We start from the raw sequence: 19,258 nt of genomic DNA on the forward strand, positions 1-19,258 counted from the left end.
CATTTATGTTACTTGGACGCAACTTTTACCCAATCAGCATGCAATTTACATCGCATGCGTACGCGATGAAAGTTACATGCGGACGTAATTTTACTGAAAAAGTAAAAAAAAGGCATAAAAAAACCTCAATAACACATGGTTATTGAGGTTTTAAGTCATTTTAACTACTTAACGTCATTGCGGCACGAAGCAATCTGTTTCTCCTTACCGTCATTGCGAGGCACGAAGCAATCTGTTTCATCCGTGTTCCTACTCATGAGATTGCCGCGTCCTACGTCCTCGCAATGACAGTTAGTATTTAATTTCTAGTAATCACCAAATATATCAAAATGTCATTTCGAAATGAGTGACGCTAGGAACGATTGAGAAATCTCTTTAACTGCTTTTATTTAATTTCTTTTCCATTGATAAATACTTAATCAAGTTCAGTATAGGATTCAATAAAATATATAGACTTTCTTTTATTTTTCTAGAAGGCTACTTTTTCTCTTTTAGAGGGAAGTTTATCAAGTTTTCTTATTGGGTACATTATGTCTTATATTTTTATAATATGCACCAAAAACACAAAAGAAAGTACATGTATTATAATCTTAGCACTTTTTGTCTCATTAAGCTCAACGGTTTTGAATAAAGCACATCAAAATGTACTTTATTTTTTATTGTAATCCGTTGTTTTGGTCTCTATTCCGTAGGTATTAGAATTATGGTCTTTAAAGATCTCCAAGCGAGGTGGGTAAAATGTGTACACCGCAAAAAGTACACAAAAGGTAATTAATAAGAGTACCCCCCATATGTTCAGCCTGTTTGAGTGTTTTAACTGAAACACTTTATAGCAAAACAATTGGCAAACTAGTACTCCAATTATATAGGAAGAAATGTCTACCCAAAGAATTGTTCTATTTAGGAACGTTGTGTACGTGTAAAAAATGAGTAGAATGGTGCAAGAAATAAGCAACACACCCACTGCTTTAGAAAAAAAATAATTATTTATTTCTTTACCTAGTGCAAAATATTCTACTACAGAAAATGAGATTACTGCCCAAAGACCTAATTTTAGGTGCTCCCATACACTTTCATTTACGGGAGTAATCGCACCAATAAGTACGCATTTATGTGACCATTCATATAGGTAATGATAAAGAACCCCAAGAAGAACAATAAAAAAAAATCCTCCTATGCTCCATCTTTTAACTTTATTTGTATTGCTAACCATCATCCTTTAATTGATTACAACGCCAAACTTAAATACGTAATGTTCTCTGTGGGGCAACTCTTTATTTTAGTTGATGTGCTACTTGTTATCTAGTAATGTAAAATATATTCTGTTCGTCTGTTAAGAGCTTTTCCCTTACCTGAATTATTTGATTCAATGGGTTTACTTTCTCCATAATATTCCGAAATTATTCTGTTTTTAGAGATGCCACTTGCAATTAGGAAATGGACTACTATCATAGCGCGCTTCTGTGATAATTCTAAATTGTAATTGTCTGACCCAACATTATCTGTATGTGCCATTATTTTAATTTTTAATTGAGGATTCGCAGAAAGATAATTGCTCAATACCTTCAATTCATTTGTTCCTTTTTCATTTATCACAGATTTGTCTGTCTTAAAATAGACCCATTCAAATTTTAGCACTTTATTAATTTCAAAGCTCGAAGCTACTGCCTCTTGGATACGTTGAATTACAACATCATCAAAATAATAATAGGCACCTTTAATTAGGCCATTTTTTAGAACGTCTTTGGGGAATGTACTGCGATTTATTTTTTGTATTTCTATTGCATTTCTACTTTCAAAATTACCAATTGTAATAAATCTTTCTCCACCATTTGCTTCATATATCTCTTCGTAATATTGCCACCCTTTGTTATGATTTGATGCGTTCCCTTTTGTTATGTTTATCTGAGGTTTAAAAGAAATTGGCATTGTTTTAACCTGCCGTATTGCATTTGTGGTGAGCGCCATAGATAAGTTTTCGCAAGCGTATGCAGATTTAGAACTTAATCTATAATAGAATGAAATCAAGTAGTTTGTTTTGGATATCAAAGGACGCTTTAATGCTGTTTGAATATATTCTCTCCAAACCTGTGGTTGAGTGTAAAGAAATAATCCAGCATAGGAAATACCCTCTTTGGGTTCTGAGATACCATGCCCATTTTTAGGCACACCGAAAAGGGGATTGGGTTTATTATTGTCGAGACATTTTTTTGTGTAGCGATCACTAGAGCCAAGACCAGCATTTTTCCAACCATCTGCTATTATTGGTGCATTTTTTAATGGTGGACACACCTTGGATTCCTCAAAGCTGCCATTGCGTACTAAATTTTGAGAATACAAATTACTGCATGTAAATAATAGCCCGAAACATATTTTAATAATTGAAGTTAATTTATTTGACATAACCTATTAGAGAATGTGTAACAACGGTTTGTATAAGATTAGTTGCGCAGTTCAAAAACTAAAGTTAATAAATAAATTACAGATAGAAAATAGACTACACCCAAAATTTTAGATAAATTTATAATTAATTTTATAGGGCTTAAGAAAAGGCCTAAAACACATCTTTAAGGCTTATTTTGTATTTAGTAGATATTTCTTTTTATTAAGTAGTTTATTAAAGCACCTTTTGCTATTTTAATCACAAAACCTTAAGATCATTGCGAAGTTAGCCACTACTAAGAGCAGTCGAAATAAAATAATCTGTTTATCGCTATCGTCATTGCGACGCACGAAGCAATCTGTTTGTCTGTAGTTCTTATTTCATGAGATTGCCGCGTCCTGCGTCCTCGCAATGACAGTTAGTATTTAATTTCTATTAATCACAAAATATACCAAAATGTCATTTCGAAATGAGTGACCCTAGGAACGATTGAGAAATCTCTTTAACTGTTTTCATTCACTTTCTTTTCCATTGATGCATACTGAATCTAGTTCAGCACAGACGTATTATTTTCAATTTATGGCAACTTAAAAAAGTTGTATTATATTCTTTTTTCCATTGATGAAAAAAGAACCAAAAAAATCTAGACTTATTTTATTTTTCTGAAATCCTACCTTTTAATCCATTATCGTGTCCAGACCGCAAGCTATTTGGACACTTTCCATTCCTTAAAAATTGAATTTTTGTAAAAAATAAAATAGGTCGGGTTTAGATTCTAACTATAATTTATGAGATTCATCGTCGTAAACTCACTCGCAATGAGGGTTCGTAGTTCATTTCTAGTAAACACTAAATATACCAAAATGTCATTTCGAAATGAGTGACGCTAGGAATGATTGAGAAATCTTTTTAACTGCTTTATTCACTTTCTTTTCCATTGATGAAAAGAAACAAAAATCTAGACTTACTTTTATTTTTCTGAAATTCTACTTTCTATTTCACTAACGAATCCAGACCGTAAACTCTTTGGATTCTTGCCGTTCTATAGAAATTGAATTCTAACAAAAAATAAAATAGGTCGGGTTTAGATTCTAACTATAATTTATGAGATTCATCGTCGTAAACTCACTCGCAATGAGGGTTCGTAGTTCATTTCTAGTAAACACTAAATATACCAAAATGTCATTTCGAAATGAGTGACACTAAAAACGATTGAGAAATCTCTTTAACTGTTTTTATTCACTTTCTTTTCCATTGATGAAAAGAAACAAAAATCTAGACTTACTTTTATTTTTCTAAAATTCTACTTTCTATTCCACTAACGAATCCAGACATTTTATCTGGTTCCCCAATCAAGTTGAGGACATGCTTTGGATTCTTGCCGTTCTATAGAAATTGAATTCTAACAAAAAATAAAGTAGGTCGGGTTTAGATTCTGACTATAACTTATGAGATTACTTCAATTTTTACTGGTGTAAAATCCAATACGTTTGTATTCATCAATTACTAAAACAGTGTTCGTTTATATTGCTATTCATTTACCGTTTATAATAGCATATTAAATAAATAACCTGAAATAATAATGCAAAGTGTAACCACTCCAAAAAAGATAGCAATGAGTTTTAGCGTCATTACTTTTTTTAAAAGCATTGCTTCTGGTAGCGATAAGCCAACAACGCCCATCATAAAAGCAATAGCAGTTCCTAACGGAATTCCTTTGGCTACTAATACTTGCACTACTGGTAGAATGCCTGATGCATTTGAATACATTGGAACCGCCAAAATAGTAGCAATAGGTACAGCAAAGAGATTGTCTTTATCCATATATTTTTGAAAAAAATCTTCTGGAATGTAACCGTGCATTACGCCTCCTATAGCAATTCCAATAATTACATACCAAATAATGCCTTTAAGAATTTTTAGCACTTCTGTCCAAATAATTGGCAAACGTTGCAGTAGGGTTTGTTTTTCTGCTTTAAATAAATCTTGATCTCTTTGTGCATTTGCTAATACTTCTTTAACCCAAGGTGTTAGATAGCGTTCTAATTTTAAATATTGAAGGATACTACCAGATATTGTACCCAAAAGCACACCACTAATGACATAAATAACTGTGGTTTTTAAACCAAATAAGCCAATAAAAAGTCCGATTGCGACTTCATTAACTAAAGGTGAAGTAATTAAAAAAGCAAAGGTTACACCTAACGGAATTCCGCCTCTTACAAAACCTATAAATAGCGGAACAGAAGAACAAGAACAAAAAGGAGTTACCACACCAAAAAGACTTGCCATAAGGTATTGCAAGCCATATAATTTATTTCTTGATAGATAGTTTTTAACTTTTTCTATGGGAAAGTAACTATTAACAATACCCATAAAAAAGATGACTATAAGAAGAAGTAGTAAAATCTTTGTGGTGTCATAGATAAAAAAATTTAAGGCGGCTGCTAAATGTTGTCCTCTGTTTAAATGCAACACATCAAAGACCAACCAATCTGCTATATTTTGTACCCAATCAAACATTTTTTAGCTTATTTATTGAACAACTTTGATTTGAAGTAGACAATGCCTTATGATACTGCATTGTCGTTTTAATTAATTTAAAAGAGTCAATACTTCTTCTTTAGAGGGCACTCGGCCTTTTATTAGAATTACATCATTTAGAACCAAAGCGGGTGTAGCCATTACATTAAATTTCATAATCTCCATAATGTCCTCTACTTTTTCAATAGACGCATCAATATTATTTTCTGAAACTACTTCTTTTACAACACTTGCCATTGATTGACATTTTGGACACCCGGTTCCTAATATTTTAATTATTTTGGTCATCATATTATGTTTGTTTATCGCCATTAGACGCTATAATTGTTAAAAAACAGCTATCAAAAAAAATGTTTAAATAATGCTTTCGCAATTTTCCAATTGTCTTGATGAATACAATACTTTATTTTTGGTGGTCTTAGTTCTCCTTGAATAAGGCCCGCTTTTTTTAATTCTTTAAGATGTTGAGAAATTGTTGATTGAGAAATGGGCAATAAACCAACTAAATCTCCAGTAAAACAGCACGTATGGTTATCAAGATGTTTTAGAATGGCAATACGTGTAGGATGTTCTACTGCTTTTGAAAATTTTGCTAAATCTTCAATTCCTGTTTTATTAACGATATATGCTCCATTTCTTTTCATAGTACCCATCGTAAATTTACGATAGGTATTTAAGTTGATATGTGATAAAAATCATATTTGAAATTTATTTTATAGAAAGAAACAACTACTTTATTTTTGGTAAATTCTATATTATATGGAGTAGATTTTTTAAAAACCTTACACCTGTAAATGAATTTGATTACTCATACCTTAAAGCATCTATAGGATTTAGTTTTGCTGCTTTTCTTGCAGGGAAATACCCAAAAACGACACCAACTAATACAGAAAAACCAAACCCTATTAAAATAGAATTTACAGCGGTTGGTATGTAAAAATTGGTGGCTTTATAAATAATTTGATTCCCTGCAATTCCCAGTAAAATTCCTATAAAACCACCTGCTAAACTCAGCACAATCGCTTCAATTAAAAATTGCGTTAAAATATCTGTTTCTCTTGCGCCAATTGCTAATCTGGTGCCAATTTCTCTTGTACGTTCTGTAACTGAAACGAGCATAATATTCATAATACCAATGCCACCAACAAGAAGTGAAATACTAGCGATTGCCCCTAATATTAAGGTTAAAATACCGGTTACATTTCCTGTAATTTCCTGTAATTCTATTTGAGTGGTCACTTCAAAATCATCTTCTTCCCCCTCTAAAATACGATGAGATTCTCTTAAAAGCGCTGTAATTTCAGTTTCTGCATCTAAAATATGATCTTCGCTTATTGCACTTGCCATAATCATATTATACCCTCTTCCATGTCCGTACAATCTGTTCTGAATGGTAGTGTAAGGTGCAATTAACATGTTGTCTTGATCTTGCCCAATGGTGCCTTGTCCTTCTTCTTTTAAAAGACCTACAATTGTAAAAGGAACTTTATTTATTCTTATTTGCTGCCCTACTGGATCTAAATTATCATAGAGTTCTTTCTTAATCGTATTCCCAATGACACACACTTTACGGGCAATTTTTACATCTTCATTTGTAAAACCACTTCCAGAAATAATTTCTCTACTTAGAATATCAAAATAATCTGAAGCTACCCCATAAATTGTTGTAGACTTATTACCACTAGGTCCAATTGCTTTTACCCCATTCGCTACTAAAGGAGATAGTTTAGATAACCAAACTGAATTTTTTTGTATAATTTCAAAATCCTTTTGATCTATTCGCCTTCCCATTCTTACTTCTATTCCCGCTCTATGTTCAGATTTGGTACTTATCATTAATAAGTTCGTACCCAAACCAGATATTTGATTTTGTACTGCTTGTGTTGCGCCTTCTCCTGCAGAAATTGTCATTATAACAGCGGCTACTCCAATAATAATTCCAAGTGCAGTTAATAAACTACGTGTCCTGTTTTTATTTATAGATTGAAACGCTACTTTAAATGTTTTTAGCAATTGTTTCATACTCGTTCATTATCCGTTTAATTCTAACTCTTTTAGTGCACTTTCTTTGGTGCTTCTCTCCTTAATGAGTTCATCTGTTAAAACACGCCCATCTCTTAAGTAAATCATTCGTTTTGCAAATTGTGCTATTTCTGGTTCATGGGTAATCATTAAAATCGTTTTCCCTTCATTGTTTAAATGCACAAATAAATCGGCAATATCTATACTGGTGCTACTATCTAAATTTCCTGTTGCTTCATCAGATAAAATAAGTGCCGGGTTATTTACCAAAGCTCTTGCAATTGCAACTCTTTGTTGTTGTCCTCCAGAAAGTTCATTTGTTTTATGATAAATACGATTTCCCAAACCTACTTGTTCTAAGGCTTTTTTTGCAAGTTCTTTTGAATTTGAAAAACGCCCAGTTCTATCATAAACCAATGGTAATTCTACATTTTCTAAAGCTGTTGTTCTTGATAAGAGATTGTAACTTTGAAAAATGAATCCTATTTTTTGATTTCTAATATCTGCTAATTCATTTTTATTCAAGTCATTAACATATACACCATCTAAAAAATATTGTCCAGAAGTTGGCGTATCTAAACAGCCTAAAATATGTAATAAGGTTGATTTCCCAGAACCTGAAGACCCCATAATTGCTACAAATTCTCCTTCTTCTATGGTAATATCAATTTCAGAAAGCGCGTAGACTTCTATGTCGCCATTTTTAAAAACACGACCTAAATTCTTCGTTTCTATTACTTTTTTTAAAGCCATTTTTAGTATTATTTTTTTGATTTAATACCATTAATCGCTTTTAGTTCTTCCGTCAATTCAGAACCATCTAAGAGTTTTCTAATTTCCGATTGTAAGCCTGTTTTTATTCCAATTTCAACAAACATAAAATCTATTTTTTTTAGATTATTTAGATAGAAAAAACCATCAATATTGGTTGGTAATGTTTTTTTAAAGTTTGCAGGAGTATATGTTTCTGATGTGTTTATGGCTTTTATAAACTGCTTTTGTATAGAATCTAAAAGTACTGTTTTACTTTTTGATACTAATATTGATTTTACTTCTTTAAGCATTTTCTCAGTAGGTCTAAATCTAAAAGCCGAATTATTAATAAGAAAAACACCTTCTGCAGTACTTGTTATAAAATCAAGATTGGTTGTCATTCCTGGTAACAGCAGCCCTTTATCATTATCTACATCTACAACAACCTGGTAATTAACTACATTGTTAATCTCAAGGGGTTGTAATCTAATTTGGCTCACTTTTCCTTTAAATTTTTTCTCTGGATAGGTTTGCACACTAAAACGAACGGGCATATTATTAATAATATAACCAATATCACTTTCATCTACATCTGCTAAGATTTGCATTTTTGATAAATCTTCTGCGATGATAAACATTTTTGGTGTTGAAAATGATGCTGCAACGGTTTGCCCCTCTTCTACACTTCTTTCTGTTACTGTACCGCTAATAGGAGATGTAATGTGTGCATAGTTAATACTTACTTGTATGTTTTTTACAGCCGCTGAAGAAGCTTTTTTAGCACTTAAAGCTTGTTCATAGATATATTTAGAGTTGCTAAATTCTTGTTGTGAGATGACCCCTTTTTCATACAAAGCTTTACTTCTATTGTACTCTTCTGTACATTGGTTTAGTTGCACCGTACTTACTGCTAAATTAGCTTGAGCACTTGTTAAATTGGTTTTTAATAATTTTAAATCCATTTCGGCTAAAACCTCACCCGCTTTCACTTTATCATTATAATCTACATAGATTTTTTTGATAGTTCCAGAAATTTGAGTTCCAATTTCTACGGTATTTATTGCCTCTAAAGTTCCGGTACTAGATACTGCCAGTTCAATATTTCCTTTTTCTAAAGGCGTAAAAACATATGCAATGTTTTTTGCATCAATCTGAGGTTTTATAAAAAAATAAGCGATTAGAGCAAGTATTAAAACTATAGGAAGAATCCATTTTAATTTTTTCATAATTAAATTTTTTTACTTAAAAATGATATCATATTTTAGAGTAAAAGTAGGTTGAAGAACCTAAAATAACTATGACTTAAATCAGTATTCTAAAGTTGAAATAATTAGAAAAAGGCCTTGGTAACTCAAAATTAAAAACAGAAACAGCACTGATAGTAGACGTATTGCTATTCTAAAAAGGGGTTTATCTATTTTAAAGACATTCCTTATTTTTTAATACTAAGATTGTTTGTAAAACCTTTTTTGAGTGCTTAAATGCAGCGCATGAAATTGGCGTTGATAAAAAATATTTTCACCTTTTGAAAAGTAAAAATTTAACTCAAAAAATGCGGGTATTGGGTTGGCTATTATGGAAAGAATCGTAAAATAGTATACTGTTGAAGTTTGGATAACTTCAACAGTAGAAAAAGAAACTACTTTACACTTTACATTATTTCAAAATAAAAAAGAAGACTCGTTCTTCTCAATTTAGATTACTGTAACTCTTACCTTTTTCTTTTTTAAACGTGTATTATTTAGTTTAGTAACTAAATCTTTAGCAATGGTAACAGGAACAGCCACAAAAGCACAATCTTGCTTTAGCTCTATGGTACCCAATTGATCTTTTGTTAAATTTCCTTGTTTTAAGAATAAACCAGCAATATCTCCTTTAGATATTTTATCTTTTCTTCCTCCTGAGATAAATAAAGTTTCCCAAAAAACAGGTTTTCTTTCCGCTTGTTTACTAATATCTTCTATGTTGATGTTTTTTATAAAATCTGGTAAACGCTCATCTTTCCATTTTAATACATAGGCAGTTCCTTTTGAAGAAACTCTTGCAGTTCGTCCATTTCTATGTGTAAAATCTTCTTTAAATGAAGGCAATTCGTAGTGAATTATATATTCCATTTCTGGCACATCAATACCTCTTGCAGCTAAATCTGTAGCAATTAAAATTTGATTGGTTCCGTTTCTAAATTTTATTAAAGAACGTTCTCTATCTTTTTGCTCCATACCTCCACTAAAGCAACCGTGGCTAATGTTTTTAGTTTCTAAAAAAGAACTTACGGTATGAATGCTATCTTTTAAATTACAAAAAATTATTCCCTGTTGATTACCAATATGATTTAGTAAATGCAACAACGTGTTCAACTTATTTTTAGAAGGAGATACAACAATCTTTATGTTTAGTTTCGATTTTTTAGAACCTAAAAAATTAACTTCTACTGGGTTTGTAAAACCAACAAAATCAGAAACCTCAACACCCTGTGTTGCAGAGGTTAGTATACGTTTAGTTAACGAATTTAATTGATTAATGATTCCTCTCATTTCATACTCAAAACCAACCTCTAAAGACTTATCAAATTCATCTAAAATTAATGTTTTTATAAATTCTTTAGAAAAACGATCATTAGTAAAATGATCTGAAACTCTACCTGGAGTTCCTATTAAAATTGCAGGCGTATGTTTTAATTCAATCTTATCTTTAGACATTGGTCTACCACCATAGACAGCATTTACTTTATACCCAGAACCCATAGATCTAATTACTTGTTCTATCTGTATTGCTAATTCTCTAGAAGGCACTAATATTAATGCTTGCACTTCATTAAGATCTGGATCTAAAGTATTTAATAAAGGCAAAGCAAAAGCTAATGTTTTACCTGTTCCTGTAGGTGATAATAAAATTGTATTTTCACTAGAATTAATAGTAGAAATTGCCTCTTTTTGCATGGCATTTAATTCCTGAATCTTTAATTTATGTAGTATTTCTTCTTGATCTTTTAATTGATTTGCCATTGCTTAAAGTTTATCAGTCTATTAATTCTTTTAAAGCGGCAAAGATAGTTACAGTTTTATTGACTATCGCTATAATTAACAGCTATTTGTTATCAATAAATTACGCTTTGATAAACAGAATATATTTATAGATAACAGAAGATTAAGCTTTTGGAGATGCATTTACTTTCTTTGCAATAGGTCTTCTTTTTCTAGAATTAATAAAATAGACTCCCGTTAACAAAACAATTGATGCAATAATAGATTGTAACGTAATTACTTCATCTAAAAAGTACCAACCCATTCCTATAGCGACCACAGGATTTATATAGGCAGAAGTTGCAACTTTTTCTGTTGAGACTACTTTAAGTAAATAGTTAAAAGCTGTAAAAGCAACGATACCACCAAATACAATTAATAATACCATAGCAACCTTTACTTTATAACTCCACGCTAAAGGAGAAATCCAATTTTCATTGAAGGCAAAACTAGAAATACCTAGGAGTAAACCCGCTATTAACATTTGATATCCTGTAGTTACAAAGAAGTTTTTTGGCAAATCTGCTTTAGAAACAAAAACACTTCCATAACTCCAGCTTAAAACACAGGTAAAAATCATAAAAATTCCTAAAAGACTACCTTCAGAAGCAGTAATATCTTGCTGACTCACTAATAAATACATTCCAAAAATACCTAAACCAACACCAATCATCGATTTTTTTTGCATTGGTTTCCTATCAATTAAACGCATTAAAAACAGCACGAATAAGGGCTGTGTTGAAGCTAAAAGTGCGGCAAAACCACTATCAACATATTTTAATGCCCAAACAAAAACCCCATTTCCATAAACTAGAAAAAGAAAACTGGCAATAAGTGAATTGATGAATTGCTTTTTTGTGATTGCTAGTTTAAATTTCAATAATTTAGAAATTATCATTATTAGAATCCCTGCAATGGTAAAACGTATAGAAGCTAAGAAAAATGGAGGCAGTTCTGTAACCGCAATTTTATTAAACAAATAGGTGGATCCCCAAACCAAATAAATTGATAAAAAAGAAATGATTATTAATAGTTTTGAGTTCTTCATTAACACTTAAGTTTACGTATACAATCTTAAGCATTATTTTTAATCAATCAACTGTTAATTACAAATTATTTTAAATGATTAGTGAACCAAATTAATAATAATTTGTTTTAATACCATACACCACTACTTTGGAAGCTTTTGTATCATCAGAATTCTATTTAAAGTAATTATCAAAATTAGAACCATTGCTTACGTAATTATATAATACCGTATAATCTATATCTAGACTTTTAGGTTCACAAATTAAACCAGATGCTAGCTTACCCTCTTTAACACGAAGTTTAATTGTAAATTTTTCTTCTATTTTATCTTCAACGATAAAGCTCTTTAGTACAGGTTCTTATTTTGAACAATTTGTGAAAATTAAAATTAATAAAAAAACACGAAAGATTGTTTTGACGTTAAACATCTTAATTGAAATTACTTCTTAGACTCTATAAAATATAACAAATTATTTATGTCCTCCCTTTAATTCAGCCTCCATGTCTTAATAGTATCAAAATTATTTATAAATTTTGAACTCATCTTATTTTATCTCTTCATAAAGTTAGAATTTTTTAAACCTCACAAGCCTAAACTTATGAGGTTTTGTTAAAAAATCCAGTATCAAACTACCTACTTTTCTTCTTCAGTTTTAGTGTTGATAAAATCAATATCTCTCGTGTTTTTTTGAACCGTTATTGCGCCAAATAAACTAAGTAAATAAGACATTGCATAGAATCCTTTTTCACTTAACTCTAAATCTGCATTTCTTAACCCAATAATTAACAGCAACAAAGAGGTAATTACAACAACCCAACTAATTCCATAATACATATCACTCACTTTAATGTTTTCAGCTTTATCTCTTACTACTTTTTGAAGCGATATTACTGCATATATTCCCATTAAAAGGATCGCAAAATAGTACCCTTTCTCATTTAACTCCATACTTGCATTCCATAAACCAATACAATAAGAGAGCAATCCTATAATTACAACTCCCCAGGTTGCGCCTACATAAGCAGAAGTTGGTTTTTCATTTACTTCTTTTTGTAATTTATTTCTTTTTGACTGTTTTTTAGTTTCTTCATTAGATGAAACTGATGTTTGATAATTCATAATTTTTAATTTTATAAGTATACCACAAAACTGCAACCCTTTTTGAGTTCTATAAATATTACTTTATCAAATTACTGACGATTTAAAATATTATAAATAAAACAGTATTATTATATTTAGTACCTTTAAACAATATTTACTGACGATATAATGATAAATTTAAGAGAAATATTATTTACTTTAACTAAAGAAAAACAGCAAGAATTCATAGTATATTTAGAAAAGAAAAACAAAAGAAAGGATACTAAAAACATTCAATTAGTTGAGCTCTTATTATCTGGAGACCTTTCATCTAGTGAAATCTCTGTAGAATTATATAGGAAACAAAATAAAGTAGCATTGCATGCTTTAAGAAAGCGCCTGTTTCAATCTTTGATAGACTTTACAGCGAATATGAGCATGAAAGAAGAAAACTCTTTAGGTATTCAATTGATAAAACAGGTTCTATCAGCAAGAAATTTTCTTAAAAAAGGACAGATTAAAATAGGGTATCAAATATTAGATAAAGCAATAATTATAGCAAAAGAACATCAATTATTTACAATTATAAATGAAATTTATCACACAAAGATTCAATATGCATATGAGATTCCTTCCATAAATATTGATGAGTTGGTACTAGAACAAAAAAAGAATCTAAAACAACATCAACTAGAAGAATCATTAAATATTGTGTATGCAAAAATTAGAAAAGTATTATTTGAAGTTGATAAACAAAAAAAAATAATTGACATTAAGTTACTCATAGGTAAATCATTAGAAGATGAAAATATTACTATTTCTAACGATTTATCATTTAAATCCTTGTATCAATTAATACAAATAACAAATATATCTTCTTCACAAAGTTACGATTATTGGTATACTGAATCTTTTCTTCTAGAAACATATGACATTGTTTCAAATCATAAATCGATTAAAGAGCAAAATTTTTATCATATTGAAATCTTATATTTAATTGCTAATATGCTTTTTAGAAATAAAAAATTCTGTGAATCTTTTAAGTATTTAGAAAAAATGCTATTCTTCATGGAAGCAAATAACAAACAGTATTATTCTAATTTTAAAAATAAATACATATTGTTATTAGCCTATAATTTGAATTACACCAATAATCCAGAAAAAGCGATTCTTTTATTAGAAAATTTAAACCAAAAGAAAGGTGTCGATTTATTTTCAGAAATAAAATTAACCACGGCTTTAATCGTATTTTATTTTCAAAAAGCAGATATTAAAGCTGCGTCTAAATTGTTTTCTAAATTTTATCATACAGACAAATGGTATATAGATAAAATTGGAATTGATTGGTTGATAAAAAAGAATATTATTGAAATTTTACTTCAAATTGATTTAGGAAACGTGGACATTGTAGATTCAAGGTTGTTAAGTTTTAAAAGGTCATATTTCGATTATTTAGAAAACATCAATCAAAATAGGGTGATTTCATTTATAAAACTAGTAGAAATCTATTATAAAAACCCCGAAATAGTAAATAATAGTAGTTTTTTTGAAAAGGTAAAAACTTCTTTTGACTGGATTGAAAAAGACAAAGAAGATATTTTTATAATGAGTTTCTTTGCTTGGTTAAAAGCAAAAATGACCAAACAAGAGATGTATTTGGTCATTTTAGATTTGGTAAAAAATTAATTTATTTATGTCTTTTCTTTAACTCAGCTTCAATATCTTTTAAAGTGAAACCTTTGGCCTGTAAAAGCATTAAATAATGGAATAGCAAATCTGCAGATTCATATAAGAATAATTCATCATTAGTATCCATGGCCTCAATAACAGTTTCAACTGCTTCCTCACCTACTTTCTGAGCAACTTTATTAATTCCTTTTGCAAATAAGCTGGCTACATACGATTTTTGAGTGTCTTTGTTTGCAACTCGCTCTGTAATCACCTCTTCTAAAGTAGAAAAGAAACCATAATTTGGTTTGTTTTCTTCATTCCAGCAGGTATCAGAACCTTTATGGCACGTTGGTCCATTTGGGTTTACTTGAATCAATAACGTATCGTTATCACAATCTAGTTTTAGATCAACTAAATTCAATACATTTCCACTTTCTTCCCCTTTTGTCCAAAGACGATTTTTTGTTCTGCTGAAAAAAGTTACTAATTTTGTTTCTTTAGTTTTAGTAAACGCTTCTTCATTCATATAGCCCAACATCAAAACATTTTTTGTTGTTGCATCTTGAATGATTGCTGGTACTAATCCGTCATTATTTTTATTGAAATCTATCTCCATTATCTTAATTTTAACTCCATTTTTACGTCAGCAGATTCAAAATGAGCATCTACTATTTCTATATGTTTAAAGCCTAGTTTTTCATATAATTTTAAAGCACCCTTTAATCGACTACTAGATTCTAATGTAATTGTCTTTACCTTTTTCTCGATACAAATATCGATACAAAATTGCATTAATTTAGCACCTATTCCTAAACCTTTATAACCGTCAACAACCCCTAGTTTTAATATTTCGTACTTATATTTATCAATAGGAATTAAACTAATTGTACCTACAACTTTATCATTAAAGTGTGCTAAAAAAATTGAACTCCCTTTTTCTAAATATTTATTAGGGTTGTCTAATAAATCATCATCCGCTTTTTCATACAAGTCATATTTATTCAGCCAATCTAAAGAGATGTCTTTAAATTGTTTATGATATTTGTCTTCGTATTTTCTAAGTTGTAACTCTTTCATTTTTTATTTTAAATGTCATTTCGAAATGAGCTTTTTTAAGTGATTGAGAAATCTATTTTTGAGATTCCTCCTCATTTGCATCGCAATTTACTTTGAATCAAAATAGATTTTGATTTCAGTACTATTCAGAATGACATCTTTATTTTATTAATTTCTGTCAGTTCGAGTGATTTCGATTTTTTATCGAAATTGTATCGAGAGCTTTTTATTTATGAGATACTAAAACAAGTTCAGTATTTCGACTAAAGTCTCACCGGAATATTATTTTTCTTTAACTCTTGTTTTAATTCTAAAATAGGAATTTCTCCAAAGTGAAAAACACTTGCTGCCAAAGCTGCGTCTGCCTTTCCTTCTTTAAAGGTATCTACAAAATGTTGCATCGTTCCTGCGCCACCAGAAGCAATGATTGGAATATTTAACAATCCTGATAAATGTGCCAAAGCTTCATTTGCAAAACCAGCTTTTGTTCCATCATGATTCATAGAAGTGAATAAAATCTCTCCTGCGCCACGTTCTTCAACTTCTTTTGCCCAATCAAATAATTTAATTTCTGTAGGAATTGTTCCCCCCGCCAAATGTACAAACCATTCTCCGTCAATTTGTTTTGCATCTATAGCAACTACCACACATTGACTCCCAAATTTTTCTGCTAACTCATTAATTAAATCGGGTCTTTTTACTGCAGATGAATTAATAGATACTTTATCTGCGCCCCATTTTAATAGCTCATTTACATTCTCAACAGAAGAAATTCCTCCACCTACTGTAAATGGTATATTTACTTGTTCGGCAATTTGATGTACCATTTCTATCATGGTTTTTCTACCTTCTAATGTTGCAGAAATATCTAAAAAAACCAATTCATCTGCGCCTAAATCTGCATATTGCTTTGCTAAAACTACAGGATCTCCAGCGTCTATTAAATTCACGAAATTAACCCCTTTTACAGTTCTTCCGTTTTTAATATCTAAACAAGGTATTATTCTTTTTGTTAACATTCTTATAGCTTTTCGCTTTTGGCTTTTTAGCTTTTAGCAAATTGCTAACCGCTAATAGCTAAAGGCTATTTGTTTAATATAAATTGTTCTAACTGTTTTAAGCTAATTTTATTTTCATAAATCGCTTTTCCTATAATTACTCCTTCACAACCAATTTCTGCTAACTTAGGCAATTCATCAAAAGTTGAAATTCCACCAGAAGCAATTAGCTTTACGTTACTTACTTCAGATAAAATCTGTTGATACATATCAAAACTTGGTCCTTGTAACATACCATCTTTAGAGATGTCTGTACAAATTATATATTGAATTCCTTTTTGTTGATACTCATTAATAAACGGAATCAACTCTAAAGAACTTTCTTCTTGCCAACCATTCGTTGCAATCTTTCCTCCAGAATTGTCTGGATAGAAATCAGCGCCTAAAATTATCTTTTGAGCGCCATATTTTTCAATCCAACTTTCAAAAATGGCACTATTTTTAACAGCAATACTTCCTCCAGTAATTTGATTCGCACCAGAATTAAATGCAATTTCTAAATCTTTATCAGATTTTAAACCACCACCAAAATCAATCTTTAAATTGGTTTTACTAGCAATTTGCTCTAATACTTTATGATTGATAATCTGACTCGCTTTTGCACCATCTAAATCAACAACATGTAAATATTCGATTCCTGCTGCTTCAAACTCTTTTGCAACTTCTAACGGACTTTCATTATAAATTTTCTTAGTGCTATAATCGCCTTTTGTTAAACGAACACACTTTCCGTCAATAATATCTATGGCTGGAATTATTCTCAAAATAGTTTTTAGTTTTTAGTTGTTGGTTTTTAGTTCCAAAAAATTTTCTAGAATTTCTGCCCCTTTAACGCCACTTTTTTCGGGGTGAAATTGTACTCCGTAAAAATTATTATGTTGTAATGCCGAAGCATAATTTAATCCATAATCTGTAGCTGCAATAGTTTCTTTACAGTGTTCTGCATAATAACTGTGTATTAAATACATAAATTCATTTTCTTTAATTCCAGAAAATAAACTAGATTTTAAGTCTTTAATAACATTCCATCCCATTTGAGGAACTTTCAGCTCACTTGAAAACTTTTTTACAGTAGTATTAAAAATACCTAAGCCTTTTGTGTTTCCTTCTTCAGATGAATTACACATTAATTGCATCCCTAAACAAATACCCAAAACAGGTTGTTTTAAAGTAGGTATTATTTTGTCTAAGCCACTTTCCTGTAGCATTTTCATTGCAGAACTTGCTTCTCCAACTCCAGGGAAAATAACTTTATCAGCAGCTCTAATTTCATCAATATTATTAGATAAAACAGCTTCAACTCCTAACCTATTAAAGGCAAACTGAATACTTTTAATATTACCTGCACCGTAATCTATAATTATGAGTTTCATAATTAGTTTTTAATTTTTAGTGTTTAGTTTTAAGTTAAAATCACTCAAAACTAAAAATTTATAATTCAACACTTTTTAAAGCATTCCTTTTGTAGAGGGTAAAAACATCTTATTTGAATCTCTTTTCACTGCCATTTTCATTGCTTTTGCAAACGCTTTAAAAATACCTTCAATTTTATGATGTTCGTTTATACCTTCCGCTTTAATATTTAAATTACATTTTGCGCCATCTGTAAAAGATTTAAACAAATGAAAAAACATTTCTGTTGGCATGTCACCAATTTTTTCACGCTTAAAATCTGCCTCCCATTCTAACCAATTTCTGCCTCCAAAATCTACTGCAACTTGCGCTAAACAATCATCCATTGGTAAACAAAAACCATATCTTTCTATCCCTAATTTATTTCCTAATGCTTTGTTAAACAATTCACCAAAAGCAATCATTGTATCTTCTATTGTATGGTGTTCATCTACTTCTAAATCTCCATCAACTTTAATGGTTAAATCCATCGCACCATGTCTACCAATTTGATCTAACATATGATCAAAAAATGACAAACCTGTAGAAATATCATTCTTACCAGAACCATCTAAGTTTACTTTGATGTAAATCTTAGTTTCATTAGTATTTCTAGTAATTTCAGCAACTCTATCTTTCAGTTTTAAAAACTCATAAATTTCAGACCAATCTGTACTTGTCAATGCAATACAATCTAAAATTTCTTGTTCAGAAGCTGCTATTTCATCTGCTCCTAGTTCTGGATTTTCAGATAAGTAAATACCTTTTGCACCTAAATTTTTAGCCAATTCCATGTCTGTAATACGATCCCCTAAAACATATGAATTTTCTAAATCATATTCCTCAGAAAAGTACTTTGTTAAAAGTCCTGTTCTTGGCTTTCTTGTTGCAGCATTTTCATGCGGAAACGTTTTATCTATATGAACATCAGTAAAAACAACGCCTTCTTTTTCAAAAGCTGTCATTACTTTATTTTGAGCTGGCCAAAAAGTAGCTTCAGGAAAAGAAGCGGTACCTAAACCATCTTGGTTTGTAACCATTACCAATTCATAGTCCAATTCTGAAGCAATTTTTGCCATGTATTGAAATACTTTAGGGTAAAATTCTAACTTTTCTAAACTATCTAATTGATAATCTACAGGCGGCTCTAACACCAAGGTTCCATCTCTGTCTATAAATAATACTTTCTTCATGATTCACTTTTTAATCAACCCTAAACTTATTTTAGGATCTTTTAATATATTTC

The 19,258-nt window shown here is 30.4% G+C and carries 18 protein-coding genes; 1 reads left to right on the forward strand and 17 read right to left on the reverse strand.

The genetic code is table 11. The features are described from left to right. Positions 1 to 649 precede the first annotated feature (649 nt). From BTO04_RS15710 to yiaA, 11 genes are all read right to left on the reverse strand, one after another. Positions 650 to 1,216 (reverse strand): DUF6512 family protein, encoded by a 567-nt coding sequence (locus BTO04_RS15710; RefSeq protein ID WP_087563157.1) that lies wholly within the window; start codon positions 1,214 to 1,216, stop codon positions 650 to 652. Positions 1,217 to 1,302: 86 nt separating this feature from the next. Further along, entirely contained in the window at positions 1,303 to 2,340 is a 1,038-nt protein-coding gene (locus BTO04_RS03395) for an OmpA family protein (protein ID WP_157662419.1), read from the reverse strand. A gap of 1,588 nt (positions 2,341 to 3,928) precedes the next feature. After that, on the reverse strand, positions 3,929 to 4,906 hold the full coding sequence (locus tag BTO04_RS03400; protein ID WP_087563159.1) for a permease: 978 nt from the start codon (positions 4,904 to 4,906) through the stop codon (positions 3,929 to 3,931). A gap of 72 nt (positions 4,907 to 4,978) precedes the next feature. Then, positions 4,979 to 5,218: a thioredoxin family protein gene (locus BTO04_RS03405; RefSeq protein ID WP_232455945.1), complete on the reverse strand. Its 240-nt coding sequence runs from the start codon at positions 5,216 to 5,218 to the stop codon at positions 4,979 to 4,981. Positions 5,219 to 5,268: 50 nt separating this feature from the next. Further along, positions 5,269 to 5,571, reverse strand: a complete 303-nt coding sequence (locus BTO04_RS03410) for a helix-turn-helix transcriptional regulator (RefSeq protein WP_087565318.1) — start codon at positions 5,569 to 5,571, stop codon at positions 5,269 to 5,271. A 160-nt stretch (positions 5,572 to 5,731) separates the two neighbouring features. Then, positions 5,732 to 6,949 (reverse strand): ABC transporter permease, encoded by a 1,218-nt coding sequence (locus BTO04_RS03415; protein ID WP_087563161.1) that lies wholly within the window; start codon positions 6,947 to 6,949, stop codon positions 5,732 to 5,734. Positions 6,950 to 6,958: 9 nt separating this feature from the next. After that, positions 6,959 to 7,702: an ABC transporter ATP-binding protein gene (locus tag BTO04_RS03420; RefSeq protein ID WP_087563162.1), complete on the reverse strand. Its 744-nt coding sequence runs from the start codon at positions 7,700 to 7,702 to the stop codon at positions 6,959 to 6,961. Positions 7,703 to 7,710: 8 nt separating this feature from the next. Further along, a complete protein-coding gene (locus BTO04_RS03425; RefSeq protein WP_087563163.1) occupies positions 7,711 to 8,928 on the reverse strand; it encodes an efflux RND transporter periplasmic adaptor subunit in 1,218 nt (405 codons plus the stop codon). 468 nt (positions 8,929 to 9,396) lie between these two features. Further along, positions 9,397 to 10,707, reverse strand: a complete 1,311-nt coding sequence (locus BTO04_RS03430; protein ID WP_087563164.1) for a DEAD/DEAH box helicase — start codon at positions 10,705 to 10,707, stop codon at positions 9,397 to 9,399. A gap of 142 nt (positions 10,708 to 10,849) precedes the next feature. Then, a complete protein-coding gene (locus BTO04_RS03435; RefSeq protein WP_087563165.1) occupies positions 10,850 to 11,773 on the reverse strand; it encodes an EamA family transporter in 924 nt (307 codons plus the stop codon). A gap of 615 nt (positions 11,774 to 12,388) precedes the next feature. After that, a complete protein-coding gene (gene yiaA / locus BTO04_RS03440; protein ID WP_087563166.1) occupies positions 12,389 to 12,874 on the reverse strand; it encodes an inner membrane protein YiaA in 486 nt (161 codons plus the stop codon). Between the two features lie 150 nt (positions 12,875 to 13,024). Here yiaA and BTO04_RS03445 point away from each other — a divergent pair, with 150 nt between their 5' ends. Next, positions 13,025 to 14,521 carry a hypothetical protein gene (locus BTO04_RS03445; protein WP_087563167.1) on the forward strand — a complete coding sequence of 499 codons (1,497 nt, stop codon included), beginning with the start codon at positions 13,025 to 13,027 and terminating at the stop codon, positions 14,519 to 14,521. A gap of 1 nt (position 14,522) precedes the next feature. Here the strand turns inward: BTO04_RS03445 and hisIE are convergent, their stop codons facing one another. From hisIE to hisB, 6 genes are all read right to left on the reverse strand, one after another. Next, positions 14,523 to 15,122: a bifunctional phosphoribosyl-AMP cyclohydrolase/phosphoribosyl-ATP diphosphatase HisIE gene (gene hisIE, locus BTO04_RS03450; protein ID WP_087563168.1), complete on the reverse strand. Its 600-nt coding sequence runs from the start codon at positions 15,120 to 15,122 to the stop codon at positions 14,523 to 14,525. After that, on the reverse strand, positions 15,122 to 15,583 hold the full coding sequence (locus BTO04_RS03455) for a GNAT family N-acetyltransferase (RefSeq protein WP_087563169.1): 462 nt from the start codon (positions 15,581 to 15,583) through the stop codon (positions 15,122 to 15,124). The genes hisIE and BTO04_RS03455 overlap by 1 nt, the downstream gene beginning before the upstream one ends. 242 nt (positions 15,584 to 15,825) lie before the next feature. After that, positions 15,826 to 16,581 (reverse strand): imidazole glycerol phosphate synthase subunit HisF, encoded by a 756-nt coding sequence (gene hisF, locus BTO04_RS03460; RefSeq protein ID WP_087563170.1) that lies wholly within the window; start codon positions 16,579 to 16,581, stop codon positions 15,826 to 15,828. A 65-nt stretch (positions 16,582 to 16,646) separates the two neighbouring features. Next, a complete protein-coding gene (gene hisA / locus BTO04_RS03465) occupies positions 16,647 to 17,384 on the reverse strand; it encodes a 1-(5-phosphoribosyl)-5-[(5-phosphoribosylamino)methylideneamino]imidazole-4-carboxamide isomerase (RefSeq protein ID WP_087563171.1) in 738 nt (245 codons plus the stop codon). 15 nt (positions 17,385 to 17,399) lie between these two features. Further along, entirely contained in the window at positions 17,400 to 17,993 is a 594-nt protein-coding gene (gene hisH / locus BTO04_RS03470) for an imidazole glycerol phosphate synthase subunit HisH (RefSeq protein WP_087563172.1), read from the reverse strand. A 75-nt stretch (positions 17,994 to 18,068) separates the two neighbouring features. Beyond that, on the reverse strand, positions 18,069 to 19,205 hold the full coding sequence (hisB, locus tag BTO04_RS03475; RefSeq protein ID WP_087563173.1) for a bifunctional histidinol-phosphatase/imidazoleglycerol-phosphate dehydratase HisB: 1,137 nt from the start codon (positions 19,203 to 19,205) through the stop codon (positions 18,069 to 18,071). Positions 19,206 to 19,258 lie beyond the last annotated feature (53 nt).

Source organism: Polaribacter sp. SA4-10 (assembly GCF_002163835.1).
Taxonomy (GTDB): Bacteria; Bacteroidota; Bacteroidia; order Flavobacteriales; family Flavobacteriaceae; genus Polaribacter.

Excerpts from the sequence above, each read along its gene's own strand:
- BTO04_RS03405 (WP_232455945.1), bottom strand. The coding sequence starts at position 5,218 with ATGATGACCAAAATAATTAAAATATTAGGAACCGGGTGTCCAAAATGT.
- hisB (WP_087563173.1), bottom strand. The coding sequence starts at position 19,205 with ATGAAGAAAGTATTATTTATAGACAGAGATGGAACCTTGGTGTTAGAG.
- BTO04_RS03415 (WP_087563161.1), bottom strand. The coding sequence starts at position 6,949 with ATGAAACAATTGCTAAAAACATTTAAAGTAGCGTTTCAATCTATAAAT.
- hisF (WP_087563170.1), bottom strand. The coding sequence starts at position 16,581 with ATGTTAACAAAAAGAATAATACCTTGTTTAGATATTAAAAACGGAAGA.
- BTO04_RS03425 (WP_087563163.1), bottom strand. The coding sequence starts at position 8,928 with ATGAAAAAATTAAAATGGATTCTTCCTATAGTTTTAATACTTGCTCTA.
- hisH (WP_087563172.1), bottom strand. The coding sequence starts at position 17,993 with ATGAAACTCATAATTATAGATTACGGTGCAGGTAATATTAAAAGTATT.
- BTO04_RS15710 (WP_087563157.1), bottom strand. The coding sequence starts at position 1,216 with ATGATGGTTAGCAATACAAATAAAGTTAAAAGATGGAGCATAGGAGGA.
- BTO04_RS03430 (WP_087563164.1), bottom strand. The coding sequence starts at position 10,707 with ATGGCAAATCAATTAAAAGATCAAGAAGAAATACTACATAAATTAAAG.
- BTO04_RS03455 (WP_087563169.1), bottom strand. The coding sequence starts at position 15,583 with ATGAAAGAGTTACAACTTAGAAAATACGAAGACAAATATCATAAACAA.
- BTO04_RS03420 (WP_087563162.1), bottom strand. The coding sequence starts at position 7,702 with ATGGCTTTAAAAAAAGTAATAGAAACGAAGAATTTAGGTCGTGTTTTT.
- BTO04_RS03445 (WP_087563167.1), top strand. The coding sequence starts at position 13,025 with ATGATAAATTTAAGAGAAATATTATTTACTTTAACTAAAGAAAAACAG.
- BTO04_RS03435 (WP_087563165.1), bottom strand. The coding sequence starts at position 11,773 with ATGAAGAACTCAAAACTATTAATAATCATTTCTTTTTTATCAATTTAT.
- hisIE (WP_087563168.1), bottom strand. The coding sequence starts at position 15,122 with ATGGAGATAGATTTCAATAAAAATAATGACGGATTAGTACCAGCAATC.
- yiaA (WP_087563166.1), bottom strand. The coding sequence starts at position 12,874 with ATGAATTATCAAACATCAGTTTCATCTAATGAAGAAACTAAAAAACAG.
- BTO04_RS03410 (WP_087565318.1), bottom strand. The coding sequence starts at position 5,571 with ATGAAAAGAAATGGAGCATATATCGTTAATAAAACAGGAATTGAAGAT.
- BTO04_RS03400 (WP_087563159.1), bottom strand. The coding sequence starts at position 4,906 with ATGTTTGATTGGGTACAAAATATAGCAGATTGGTTGGTCTTTGATGTG.